Raw genomic sequence first — 13080 nt, forward strand, 5'->3', positions numbered from 1 at the left:
ACGGACACTGGAATTCCAGTGTCCGTTTTTTCATGCGTCCGCCAGCCTGGGCGTACCCAGTGTCCGGTTGATCCATCTGACCGCCAGGTCAAACCATTCAGCACAGTCCGGGTTCAGATGCCAGGTGCCCATGGCAGTGGTCTGATCCGCCAGGGCAAGCCCGTGACCGCCGCTGGGGTAAATGTGAGCTTCGTAGGATACCCCTGCCAGGCTCAGCCCCTCCAGGAACAGCAGGCTGTTCTGCACGGGAACCAGTCCGTCGTCCGCACAGTGCCACAGGAAGGTGGGGGGAACATCCGGGGTGATCTGGGTTTCCAGGGATACCAGCTGCCGCTGCTCCGGGGAGGCTTTTTCTCCGATGATGTTGTCAATAGAGCCTGCGTGCTGATACTGCCCGGCGGTGATCACCGGATAGGACAGGATCAGCCCGTTGGGACGACAGCTTGCCGGATCTCCGAATACGCCGGTGATCAGGTTGCTGCTCCAGAACACACCCAGGCTTGCGGCAAGATGCCCTCCGGCGGAAAAGCCGCAGACAGCGATCCGATCCGGGTGGATGTCGTACTCCTCTGCATGGCTGCGCACATAGCTGACGGCTGCTGCAAGCTCCAGCAGGGCGGTAGGAAATGGCTTATGCACCACGCTGTACCGCAGGACGAATGCCTGGATGCCGTAGCCTGCAAGCCGCATGGCAACCGGCTCTGCTTCCCGGTCGGAGCAGAATTCATAGCCGCCGCCTGGACAGAGAATCACGGCGCTGTGCTGCTTCTGACCAATCTCCTTGCTGTAGTCCAGGGTCACGGCGGTGAGGGTGGGATGCAGTCCTGCCACATCCAGTCCCGCTTTTTCATAGGGGACGGTGAGAGGGATGGTTTGAATAGACATAGAGAACCTTCTTTCTGTATGGATGGATTTCAGTATAGCGCAGAATGCAGGAAAAGTCAAGGCAATATCCTGCATACTTTGTGTGGGATTGTCACAATTGTATGTTTGTCAAAAAACTTTGCATTATAGTGCTACAGGGGAGTATCTTGACAACCCTTGCTGCATGTGGTATACTATAAATGATGAAGCATGCTGCAATTGGTAGAGTATCTGGTTTGGGGCAACATCCATTACTTTTCCCTATAGTTTTAGAACTCCTTGTAACATGCGAATTGTTGGTTTTCCGAGAAGTCAAGAACGACAACGACTGATAGGATCCTGGCGACATCGGAATACACTGAAAACCGAATATCGGGATGTGGCGAAGTTTGGTATCGCGCTCGCTTTGGGAGCGAGAGATTTCGCAGGTTCGAATCCTGTCATCCCGACCATTAACCCCTCTGGAATCCGGAGGGGTTTTCTATTGCAAGAATGGCTATATGCTTCAAAAACGCAGGAATGAGTGGATTTTTTGCTTGTACACTTCTCCATCATAATGCGATGCCCTTATACAAAATGTGCCATGCAATATGCACATTGTACCGCCTTTTCGACACATATATGACACGAAATATGACACATGACCAGCCCCAGAGGATGACCCCCCTGGGGCTGGTTTTATTTCTCCGTCATCTTCCCCTCCAGGCTATCCAGCCTGTGGTGCGCCTGCTTGGCGGACGCTTCGACCGCTGTCAGCCTGGAAACGATCTGCACATGCCGCTCGTCCTCTTTCTCCTGCTTGCGCTTGATATCATCTACACCGGATTTATGGCAAACCTTTTGAATCAGTCTATGTTCCTGCTCGGAATTCCCGGCTCGGGTAAATCGTTCTTTGCAAAGCTGCTGATTATTTTCCTTGCCCTTGCCACCAACGACGATATTATCATCTGTGACCCGGAGGGCGAATACACGCCGCTTATACAGGCTATCGGGAAACAAAACGCTTCTGTCATTCGGATTGCCGCCGGTGGCCGTGACCGTATCAATGCAATGGATATGGTTGAGGGGTACGGCGATAACAACCCGATTGTGGATAAGGCGCAGTTTATTATGTCGTTGATCGAACAGATTGACCCAAGCGGCGTAGGCGCTCACCACAAGTCTATTATCGACCGCTGCACCGACGCCGTTTACAAGGAGCAGGCGCAGACCTGCAAAGTGCCTACCCTTTGTACCTTGCGTGAAAAACTGCTGGAACAGCCCGAACAGGAAGCGCACGATCTGGCGCTTGCTTTGGAGCTTTTCACTTCCGGCTCTCTGGATGTATTCGCCCACGAAACCAATGTTGACACTTCCAGCCGCATTATCTCGTATGATATTCACGACCTCGGCGCACAGCTAAAACCCGCCGGACTTCTCACCATTACCGACGCTATGCTCAACCGAGTTACGACCAACTGGAAAAAGGGCAAGCGAACCCACCTGTTTATAGACGAATTCCATGTTGTTTATGAGAATGAGTTTAGCGCCAATTTCTTTAATTCGGCGTGGCGGCAGTTTAGAAAAAGGAATACCCACCCCTGCGCTATCACGCAGAATGTAGAGTATCTTTTGGATTCCGTGCAGGCAAGCACAATGCTTTCCAACTCGGAATTTGTGGTGATGTTAAATCAAGCGGCTTCGGATCGCACCAAACTCTCCGAGCTTTTGAATATCTCCACCGAGCAGATGAGCTATATTACCAACGCAGACGCAGGCTGCGGGTTAATGAAATACGGCGCTTCTCTCGTCCCGTTTGTAAACAAGTTCCCGAAAAACACCGAGCTTTACAAACTCATTACCACAAGACCCGGCGAGGGCGTTATGGGAGGTCAAACACAATGAAAAGCAAATATCTGATGTTCGGGGCGGCCGCTTGTGCCGCCCTTTTCCTTTTCTCCGGCGTTATGCTCTGGCGGCAGTATGCAGACGAAAAGCAGAGCGCCGAAGCCTTTGACAAGATCGCCGCGCTTGTGGAGGCCGAAACGCCGTCCGCCGACGAGCCGCAGGAATCTGAACCTCCGCAGCCTGAACAAACCGCTTTTGAAAAGTACGCTGTGGTGTATGAACAGAACAGCGATTTTGTGGGCTGGATTTCGATAGAGAGGACAAACATCGACTATCCCGTTATGCAGACGATTGACAACCCGAACTACTACCTGAAACACAGCTTTGAAAAGCAGTACAGTGATTACGGCGTGCCCTATGTGCAGGAAAACTGCGACCTCGGTTTATCCGACAACTGCGTAATTTACGGCCATCACATGAATAACGGCAGTATGTTTGCCGATCTCTGCAAGTACACGGACGAGGATTTTTACAGAGAACACAAAACAATCCGTTTTGATACGCTGTCCGGCTTTGGCGAATATGAGGTTATCGTAGCTTTCAAAACCGTCGCCTATTCTGAACAAGGTTTTAAGTATTACCACTTTGTCAATGCGGGTAGCGCGGGGGATTTCAACACCTATATCGCCAAATGCAAGGAGCTTGCTTTATACGATACGGGCGTTTCTGCCGAATACGGCGATAAGCTGATTACGCTTTCCACCTGCGAATACAGCCGTCAAAACGGCAGAATGGTCGTTGTTGCAAAACAGGTTATTCCTCCCGCCGTGGAGGTGGACGGCGATGAAACCTAAAAAATATGTTGTTTCGCTTTCTGGCGGCAAGGATTCGACGGCTATGCTTTTGCGGCTATTGGAAGAACAGCGCCCGGTTGATCTGATTATCTTCTGTGATACCGGGCTTGAATTCCCGCAGATGTATGAACACCTGAACCGTTTGGAGGCATATATCGGCAGACCGATTATCCGTCTGAAAGCAGAACACGATTTTGAATACTACTTTTACGATTACACCCCAAAAAGAAAAAATCCTGCTCTTTCAAAATACCGGGGAATGAGTTGGGCAGGCCCCCGCAACCGCTGGTGTACGGGTATTCTCAAAACCCGTGTCATTGACGCTTATCTCCGTGATCTGAAAGAACAGTATGAAATTATGGAGTATGTGGGTATTGCCGCAGACGAAACCCAACGCATAAAAACTGCCTGCTATCCTCTTGTGGAATGGGGTATGTCCGAAAAGGATTGCCTTGATTATTGCTATGCAAGAGGTTTTGATTGGGGCGGTTTATATCGTATTTTCAGCCGTGTTTTCTGTTGGTGCTGTCCGCTCCAAAGTTTAGAAGAACTGCGGAAGCTGTATCGGAATTTCCCGGATTTATGGCGGCAGCTTGAAGAATGGGACAAAACCACTTGTAGGACTTTTATCAAAAATTATTCTGTCTGTCAGCTTGCCGCCCGGTTTGACTTTGAGGCTGAATGGCAGGTCGCAGGCGGCAATATCAGAAGCAGAGCGTTTCACGCTGCTTTACGGAAAGAATTATCCCGGCTCGGATCGGAGGTGACGCTATGCCGGACATCAAAACAAAGAATGTTGTCAAAGGAACAGTAAAAACGATTGATAAATCGGCGGTTGCCGCAGAGCGGATGAAAGATGCCTATATCCGCACAAAGGACAAAGCGGAGCACGGCGTTTATTCTGCAGAGGGTTCAGCCGAAGAATATGCCGCAGACCGTATTTCCGGCTGTGCTGATACCGTCACCCGTGAGGCTGTTCGGCAGTTTGACAAACAAGGCCGCCGTGGGGTTCAATCTACCAAAAACAATATCTCCAAAGCAAAAGAGCATTTTCGGCAGCGGCAGGCTCAAAAATCCATTAAGACGCTGGAGCGTGGCGAAAAAACGATCAAGCAGACGGCAAAATCCACGGGTAAATCTACAATTAAAACGGCAAAGGGTTCAGTTAAGACCGCACAGAAAACGGTTAAGACTGCCGAACAGACCGCCCGAACTGCGATTAAAACGAGTGAACAGGCAGCGAAAGTCGCTCAAAAAACCGCACAGGCTTCGGCTAAAGCGGCAAGGACGGCAGCACTGGCGGCGAAAGCCACCGCCAAAGCGACCGTTGCCACGATAAAGGCGGCAGCCAAAGCCACGGTTGCGGCGGTCAAGGCGATTATAGCCGGAACAAAGGCCTTGATTTCCGCTATCGCCGCCGGCGGTTGGGTTGCCGTTGTGATTATCATTGTGGTATGCCTGATTGCTTTGATTGTCGGCTCGTGTTTCGGTATCTTTTTTTCGGGCGAGGATTCGGGAAGCAGTATGACAATGCAAAGCGTGGTACAGGAAATCAACACCGATTACCAAACGCAGCTTGACACCACCAAAACGAATATCTCCTATGATGTTTTGGAAATGTCCGGCTCCCGTGCCGTCTGGCCGGAGGTTTTGGCTGTTTATGCGGTTAAGACTACTACCGATCCGAATAATCCGCAGGATGTCGCCACTATGGACGCTTCAAAAAAAGCGATTCTAAAAGATATATTTTGGCAGATGAATACCATATCCTCACGAACCGAAACAAAGACCGAGGAAATTATCACCGAAACGGATGACGGTCACGGCAATATTGTTGAAACGAAAACGACGGTCACACGGACTTATCTGTATATATCGGTGGCTCATAAGACCGCCGGAGAAATGGCAGATAAATTCGGATTCAATGCAGATCAGCGCAAGCAGCTTGCGGAACTTCTTGCCGAAGAAAACCGCAGTATGTGGAGCGCGGTTCTTTATGGCATTTACACCGAGGACGGACAAATTGTTTCCGTTGCTCTCTCGCAGATTGGCAATGTGGGCGGTCAGCCGTATTGGAGTTGGTATGGCTTTGACAGCCGTGTGGAATGGTGCGCCTGTTTTGTTTCGTGGGCGGCGAATGAGTGCGGGTATATTGATAGTGGTATTATCCCGAAATTTGCAGGCTGCACAAACGGCGTGCAATGGTTTAAGGATAGAGGTCAATGGATTGACAACAGCGCCACGCCGTCGCCGGGTATGATTATCTTTTTCGATTGGAACAACAAGGGTTCGTCCGGTCCGCAGGACGGGCTATCCGACCATGTAGGAATTGTCGAACGAGTTGAGGACGGAATTATTTATACCATAGAGGGCAATTCCGGGGATTCCTGCCGGGAAAATCATTATGCCGTAGGGCATTATGAATTCCTCGGTTACGGAGTGCCTGCGTATTAAAAAATCAACCGCCTTTTTTGGGGGCGGTTGGTACATAATTATCAGGAAACAAAACGCAGACTATATTTCTTAACTTTTATGTGTTAAAATATACGATACGACAGTAAAGGAACGCTATTGAGGAATTAAAAACAGCGAAAAAATAAATTTTCAATCTACTATCTAAAATGCATCCGAAATTCTTTTTTTCGTGTTATAGATTATTGAGAGAGTGTCTTATAATTTAGGAGGTCGTATGAGTAAAGAAATTGAAAAAATGACCGCCATTTATGAAAAGCATAAAAACACAATGTATGCAGTCGCATTGAAAATATTAAAAAATCCGCAGGATGCAGAGGACGCAGTACATAATACAATCCCCCCGATTATGCGAAATTTAGATGCGATAAAAGATGTTGACAGCAAAGATTGTATATATTATGTGACAATGGCGGTAAAACATATGTCGTTTAATATGATACGGGACAGACATATTCAAACGGTCTCCTTGTCAGACATTGAGTATGAATTTGCAAGTGATGAAAACATTGCTGAAAGTGTTATTATAGACGAAAGCTGCAAAATCATCTATCAGAATATAAAAAGTATGCCTGCCGAATATCGGGATGTGCTAATCCTCCATTTGTATTACGAATTATCCACATCGCAGATTTCGGATTTTCTGAACAGAAAACACGGCACCGTAAAATCACAGCTCACTCGTGGAAAAAAGCTGCTGAAAGCTCGATTAAAGGAGGATGGATATGAACGATAAAAAAATCAAAGAAGCAATGAAACAGTATATCGAAACACAGGCTGATAATATTTCGTCTGAATCAGAAGAAAAGCACGACCTTACTTCTCTTGACGAAAAGGTTTATGCAATGCTCGGCACAAATCAAAACAAGCACAAAACGGCTGCTGTATGGTCTTTTAGAAAGATAAGTGCGTTAGCTGCCACTTTTGTTTTGGTTATCAGTTTAAGCATTACTGCTGTATTTGTTCTCAATAAAGAACCGGAACATATAGCGCAAGATGTGTTTTATTCAATCACTATTTCATACGAAAATGAGCAATACGGTTATTTTTCAAATCGCTTGGTTATTGACAAATACGGACTTAACAATATTTCGGACTTAAAACAGAACCCGGATTTATTTACGGGAATTTTAACCGAAACGGACATTATACAGACAGATAGCGTGATCGACAAAGACAGTATCATCGGAGCCAAGATATATCCATATAGTGACGAGGTTATCATTTTGCAGGGCGATGGGCAATTTTACTATTTTGAAAAAATAGTAACTGATTAACAATATAAAATCAGCACCGCAAAGCAGGCAGTTTTCTTTTGAAAAATGCCTGCTTTTTTGCATCCGATATTTCGCCTTTTGTGTTTATATAAGTAAGGCATGAAAGCCTAAAACAAATTATGAAAGGATGCAAAACTTATGAAAAAGACCATTTTTACACTTTCGCTCTTGCTGATCGCAGCTACCCTTATTTTTACAGGCTGTTCTTCCAAAGGTGATTTTGAATTGGAGCGATCCAAAGGAATTAAGGTTACCTACATTGACGAATTTGAAAAAACAACAATCTTGCCCGCCCCATTGACCTCGGAAGAAATCTTTAACAGTTACAGCGATACGATTGTACGAGGTACAATAGAAACAGTACGCAATATTCAAATCGACTACGGCAAAGGTGAAATTGCTCAAAAAGCACTTGCTACCATAAAAATCACAAAGGTTATTTCGGGAAATGCAAAAGCAGACAGCACGGTAACGGTTTTGCTGCCGAAATGTGTGGATAACGCTTCTGCAAATGACTCGTCTGTTGTAATCTCGCATTTGGAGAATGGAACAGAGGGCATTTTCCTTTTGAAAGAAGTAACAGAACAGAGCTGTGCGGAAATCAACGGAAAAACTTTTTACTATGACGATATTTGCGAATATTCTATGTTCGGAGAAGATCATTTTGCTGTTATCTTGTCCGACGGAGCTATTCGTTTCAATGCTGATCTGTTTGACGGTGCAATTACCAGCTTTGCCAATCTTGATGAAGCAGAAGCTAAAATACAAGAAAGCCTTACAAAGGAATGATTTATATGCCGATACTGAATGTTTGTAATCTATGCAAAACATATCAAGCGGGAGAGGCAGAGGTTAAAGCACTTGACAATGTATCTTTTACCGTAGAAAAAGGCGAATTTGTTTCTATCATCGGTCCGTCGGGATCGGGAAAATCGACCTTGTTACATATCCTTGCCGGTATTGACCGCCCCACCTCCGGCAAGGTGTATGTAGATGGTGAGGATATATATGCCAAGAGCGAAAAGGAGCTTGCCTATTATCGCAGACGAAAGGCGGGCTTAATCTATCAGTTTTATAATCTCGTTCCCACTTTGACGGTTGAGGAAAACATAACGCTCCCTTGCCGCCTTGATAAAAAGAAAACCGACAAAGAAACGCTTGACCGATTGCTGGATACGCTTGGAATGAAAGAGCGAAGAAGTCATCTGCCGAGCCAGCTTTCAGGCGGTCAGCAACAACGCTGTGCCATAGGCAGAGTTTTATTTACAAATCCTGCGCTTATGCTTGCCGACGAACCGACAGGAAATCTTGACAGCAAAAGTGCAGCAGAGGTAATGGAGCTTCTGGGGAGTGCAAATAAACAATACGGTCAAACGCTCATTATGATTACGCACAATTTGGAGCTTGCAAAGTTGGCAGACCGTATGCTTATCATCAAGGACGGTAAGCTCTCGGAGGGATAACTATGGGTGTTTGTATTAAACTTGCAACAAGGAGCTTGCGGAAAAATAAAGGGCGAACGCTGATAACACTTATGGGAATTGTATTGTCCGTCCTCATGGTGTGTACGATTTTTACGCTGTTAAATTCTATGCTCGATTCTGCGATAGATTCCATTATCGAAAAGGACGGAAATTGGCATATTGCCGTGTATAACACCACCGCAGAACAAATAGCAGACCTTGAAGCGGCAGAGGGCGTTTTATCCACCCAAATGATCTCCATTGACGAAAATGATGTATTCCGCATTACACTTAAAAATCCAGACGAGGTGTACGAATTTGCAAGCCGATATTTAAGTGAAACAACAGAATATTCGTATCACACGGAATTGCTTTCCTATCTCGGGATTTCACAAAGCGAGAGTATTAAGAGCCTAATAATGGGGATTGCCGCCGCTTTGCTTCTTATCATCGCTGTGGGTGCAATTTCTTTGATATACAATGCCTTTGCTATATCCGTTTCCGAAAGGACGAAAGAACTCGGACTTTTATCCTCGATTGGTGCAACCCAAAAAGATATTCGCACGATTGTATATTCCGAAGCTCTTTTACTTGGGACGGTTGCGATACCGATCGGTATAGTCCTCGGTCTTTTGACTTCTTGGGCGTTGCTTGATATTTTCGGAGCATATATGGGGAAAGTACTCTATGTGAACATTGGTATGCGGCTGCATATAAACGGATGGCTGCTTATGATGACAGCAATTTTCGGTTATCTGTTGGTGTTACTATCCGCCGGTGTTCCTGCTCGCGCTGCTTCTAAAATTTCGATAATAGGCAATCTGAAAGGTGAAAAAGGCGTGATGAAAGTAAAGTGCAGTAACTTTACTTCTTCTGCTGAAAATTTGCTTGCAAAGCGTACTATAAAACGAGAAAAGAAAGCGTTTCGTGCAATAACATTTTCGCTTGCAATCAGTATCTTTCTTTTTGTGTCTGCAAATGCGTTCAGCCTGTATATGCTCTCATTTGTAGAAGCAGAACGGAAGAACATAGGCTACGATCTGCGTATGAACTATTCTATGGAGTTTGGCACGAAAGAATTTGATGAGCTATACAGCTTTGTAAAATCGCAGGACGGCATTGATGAAGTCGGTTGGTTTGCGGAAAGTCCCTCACATTTCCATAGTGTTTTACTTGATTCGGAATGGATAACTGACAGCTACCGAGGCTCGGATTGGGCTACACTTAAAGAAAGCTCCGAATTATATAAAGCTCCGTTTTATATATTCATTATTTCAAATGAACGCTATTCCGAGTTCCTTTCGCAAAATGGACTTAAAAATGATAATTCCGTTTATGCGAGTGCCTTTTATGATGAAATCGACGAGGATAGTAAAAGCACGAGTTTTCCTATCTTGAAAGACGGAAGCTATCACGCCGATGTGCGTTATATGAGTGAAGCAGCGAGTGAACGGCTCAGCCAAGATATTAACGCAAATCCAAATGACCGCTTTGATTATGAGAATTATTACGATACCTTTTTCAGCGTTAATTTTACGGTTGGCAACTATGACTTTCCGCTTGAATTCAGACCGAATTACGGAGGCATCAGTATTTTGATTCCCGAAAGCCGTATGCCTGAGTTTAATGCAGAAATCACAAGCAAGGAAATAATGATACAATCCCCAAACTATGCGAACATTCAAAAAAACACAACGGATTATTTAACGAGCGTTGGTCTTGCCGAAGATGTGTCAATATTCAGTTCTGCTGAAAGCTATGAATCGCAGAGAAACTTTGCCGCAATGATAAAGCTGTTTTCAACTTCCTTTTTAATTCTCTTGACCGTAATATCCTGTGCAAATGTTTTCAATGTCATAACTACGAGCCTCAATATGCGTAAGCGTGAATTTGCGGTATTGCGTTCGGTAGGAATGACGGTAAATAAGCTGTTTGCTATGCTCTGCATCGAAAACCTGCGGAATGGTTTGCTTGCGATCTTAATCGGCGGCATTTCTTCTTTGCCGTTATGCTATCTGATATATAAAAGCATTGTAGTCGGTGCGGTAATTGATTTTGTATTTCCGCTTGGAGCATTTGTAATATCTTCATTGGCTATGTTCCTTATTATGTTTCTTACATCGCTATATGGGCTATGGAAAATCAAAAATGGAGATATTATTGCGGATGTCAGAAATGATTTTGTGTGATGATGTAAAAATGATTGTATGAAAAGGCGGTGATGCAATGAGAAATGAGCATTGGATTTTATGCCCAACCTGCGGTAGTAAAACGCGTGACAAAATCAGAGAGGACACAGTATTAAAGAATTTTCCTCTCTACTGTCCGAAATGCAAGCAGGAAAGTTTGATCGAAGTTGAAAATTTGAATATAGTTGTCATCAAAGAGCCGGACGCATAGACGCAGAGCCGATGACCTGTGAGATACCTCGCAGATCATCGGCTCTGTTTTTTGAAAAGCAGCTTTATGATTGTTCTTTTGGTTGACTTTCCAATGTGGCTTTTACGGTTGCTTTGATAATTTCCATTGAACGCTCATTACAGCCGTAAAGCATACGGACAAGATTTTCTATTTCGGAATCTTTGGACGGCTTTTCGGGATAGAAAATCGAATCCGCTGGTATTGCAAGTTCCCGGATGAGTTTATAGAGGACATCAAAACTGGGTTTCTTTCCCTCGTTCTCAATCCGATATAAGTATCGCTCGGTAATATCAACTCTTTCCGCCAGCGTTTCCATTGTAATATCGGCACGCATACGAGCAGTTTTAAGGATTTCTCCAAGCGTTTCAGGTTCTTTATGCACTGTCGGTTCACCTCCACATATAATTGTACCTAATTATGTCATGTTGATAATGGCATGGTAATTCAATTATAAATGAACGGACAGTTCGTAAATTGTTGAACTGAATAGAATAACAGCCCTGACAAATAAAAAAACGAGGTTTTGCCGGGGTGTTTTGCTGTGCCTATCCCTCCAATTCAGCGTTTTGGTTTGGAGGGATTTTTTATGCGCTGGACTGCCGCCAACGCTTCGCTGCTGATTATAAGCAGCGAATATGATTGTATGATTTAGACCGCCTACACCCCGATGGTACACGGTCAAAAAAAGTCTAAATTCTTCATCGGGATATTGTGGCTCGCGCCCTGAACCCACAGACCACCTTTTATCTGACACAGAATACAACGCACTTGTGTTACGGCGATTTTTGCCGTTATGCAGGTGCGTTTTTGTATATAGCAAAGCACCGTTACCACGCTGTCGTTCACCGCCCCGATCAATCTGAATTTCTCAAATTTCAGATTGATCGGAGGAAACGACTATGGACGAGAAGCGTCCAAAACGCAGAAAAGACAAAGACAATCCCTATACACTTTCCAAACGACAGGACAAGCATTATCTTTCCTTTCGGGACGGACAAGGTGTGTTACGGGAATTGCTGATAAACAAAGAATTATTTGAACTTCTGGATTGCTTTGAACTGGACGATCTTTCATTTCTTAATGAAATGGATCGGCATTACGAGCATTCAGAACTTACCGAGGCTACTTTATATGACCGGGCGTTTGTTCTCCCGGAATCGGTTGAGGATGCGGTTCTTCGCAATATGCGGTATGAGGCGTTGCACAACGCTATAAACAAACTGCCCGAAACACAACGGCGCAGGCTCATACTGTATTATTTCAATGGACTTACATACTCCCAAATTGCAGAAATGGAGGGATGCAAATATCAGACGGTGCAGGATTCGATTTATGCCGCTCTGAATAATTTGAAAAAAATTTTGAAATAGTCCCTGTGTTTTAGGATTTAAGTGAGGAAACAGGTGGAGAGGTACGAAAACTCTCTGCCTGTTTTCCGTTTTGTGCGGTGAATGGGTTTGCTCTTTTACAACTGAATACCCATTCATCAAACACATTCCTATTGCTATTGTGATGAGCATAAGCCACATTAGCGGCTGCGCCACGATTTGCGGAAAACAGAAGCAACGAGATTACACCTATTTTGATTATACGGTCTTTGGCTTTCTGATTTCCGGCAAGGAGCGATAAACAGCCGGCTATAAGTATCGGGAGGCTCCCGGTATGGCGATGATAAGCAATAGGGCTAATGATACTCCTGTTCAGTCACAGTCCGAGCGAGCAGCATTTTTCGTGTGTGAGCCGTCGCAGGCAATGAGAGCAGCCGATAGAGAACCTACCGGGGGTGAGATTCCCGTGGAGCTGGTGAGCCGCCAGCCGTTTGATGACTTCCCATAACGATCCGGGGTGTCGAGGACAAATAGGATTATTTGAAAATAAACGGTCAAGCGGCGGAACGGTTCT

12 protein-coding genes, 1 tRNA gene and 1 pseudogene are annotated in these 13080 nt (G+C 45.3%); 12 read left to right on the forward strand and 2 right to left on the reverse strand.

Translation table 11 applies throughout. The features are described 5' to 3' along the window. Window positions 1-30: 30 nt before the first annotated feature. On the reverse strand, window positions 31-885 hold the full coding sequence (locus tag RUM_RS05925) for an alpha/beta hydrolase (RefSeq protein WP_015558272.1): 855 nt from the start codon (window positions 883-885) through the stop codon (window positions 31-33). Window positions 886-1237: 352 nt separating this feature from the next. Between RUM_RS05925 and RUM_RS05930 the strand changes: the two genes are divergently transcribed. The 11 genes and pseudogenes from RUM_RS05930 (at window position 1238) to RUM_RS12405 (ending at window position 11157) form a co-directional block, all read left to right on the forward strand. Further along, window positions 1238-1316: transfer RNA gene (locus RUM_RS05930), tRNA-Pro, on the forward strand. Window positions 1317-1695: 379 nt separating this feature from the next. Further along, window positions 1696-2748, forward strand: a pseudogene (locus RUM_RS05935) (VirB4-like conjugal transfer ATPase, CD1110 family); the annotation flags it as partial. Continuing rightward, window positions 2745-3545, forward strand: coding sequence for a class B sortase (locus RUM_RS05940; RefSeq protein ID WP_015558274.1), 801 nt, complete (start codon window positions 2745-2747; stop codon window positions 3543-3545). The pseudogene RUM_RS05935 and the gene RUM_RS05940, both read left to right, overlap by 4 nt. Then, window positions 3535-4359 (forward strand): phosphoadenosine phosphosulfate reductase domain-containing protein, encoded by an 825-nt coding sequence (locus tag RUM_RS05945; RefSeq protein ID WP_015558275.1) that lies wholly within the window; start codon window positions 3535-3537, stop codon window positions 4357-4359. The genes RUM_RS05940 and RUM_RS05945 overlap by 11 nt, the downstream gene beginning before the upstream one ends. Continuing rightward, window positions 4317-5999, forward strand: a complete 1683-nt coding sequence (locus RUM_RS05950) for a CHAP domain-containing protein (protein WP_015558276.1) — start codon at window positions 4317-4319, stop codon at window positions 5997-5999. Before RUM_RS05945 ends, RUM_RS05950 begins: the two co-directional genes overlap by 43 nt. A gap of 235 nt (window positions 6000-6234) precedes the next feature. After that, on the forward strand, window positions 6235-6753 hold the full coding sequence (locus tag RUM_RS05955) for an RNA polymerase sigma factor (protein WP_015558277.1): 519 nt from the start codon (window positions 6235-6237) through the stop codon (window positions 6751-6753). Then, complete coding sequence (locus RUM_RS05960) at window positions 6743-7294, forward strand: hypothetical protein (RefSeq protein WP_015558278.1); 552 nt, start codon at window positions 6743-6745, stop codon at window positions 7292-7294. Before RUM_RS05955 ends, RUM_RS05960 begins: the two co-directional genes overlap by 11 nt. A 138-nt stretch (window positions 7295-7432) precedes the next feature. Further along, on the forward strand, window positions 7433-8083 hold the full coding sequence (locus RUM_RS05965; protein WP_015558279.1) for a hypothetical protein: 651 nt from the start codon (window positions 7433-7435) through the stop codon (window positions 8081-8083). Window positions 8084-8088: 5 nt separating this feature from the next. Next, on the forward strand, window positions 8089-8757 hold the full coding sequence (locus tag RUM_RS05970; RefSeq protein ID WP_015558280.1) for an ABC transporter ATP-binding protein: 669 nt from the start codon (window positions 8089-8091) through the stop codon (window positions 8755-8757). 2 nt (window positions 8758-8759) lie between these two features. Next, a complete protein-coding gene (locus RUM_RS05975) occupies window positions 8760-10946 on the forward strand; it encodes an ABC transporter permease (RefSeq protein ID WP_015558281.1) in 2187 nt (728 codons plus the stop codon). Between the two features lie 37 nt (window positions 10947-10983). Then, window positions 10984-11157, forward strand: a complete 174-nt coding sequence (locus tag RUM_RS12405) for a cysteine-rich KTR domain-containing protein (RefSeq protein WP_081460003.1) — start codon at window positions 10984-10986, stop codon at window positions 11155-11157. Window positions 11158-11221: 64 nt separating this feature from the next. On the opposite strand, the gene RUM_RS05980 is transcribed toward RUM_RS12405, so the two are convergent. Further along, window positions 11222-11560: a helix-turn-helix domain-containing protein gene (locus tag RUM_RS05980; protein ID WP_022403726.1), complete on the reverse strand. Its 339-nt coding sequence runs from the start codon at window positions 11558-11560 to the stop codon at window positions 11222-11224. A gap of 517 nt (window positions 11561-12077) precedes the next feature. On the opposite strand from RUM_RS05980, the gene RUM_RS05985 reads away from it, so the two are divergent. Beyond that, window positions 12078-12548, forward strand: a complete 471-nt coding sequence (locus RUM_RS05985; RefSeq protein ID WP_015558282.1) for an RNA polymerase sigma factor — start codon at window positions 12078-12080, stop codon at window positions 12546-12548. Window positions 12549-13080: the final 532 nt, after the last annotated feature.

The organism is Ruminococcus champanellensis 18P13 = JCM 17042 (assembly GCF_000210095.1).
Lineage (GTDB): Bacteria > Bacillota > Clostridia > Oscillospirales > Ruminococcaceae > Ruminococcus_F > Ruminococcus_F champanellensis.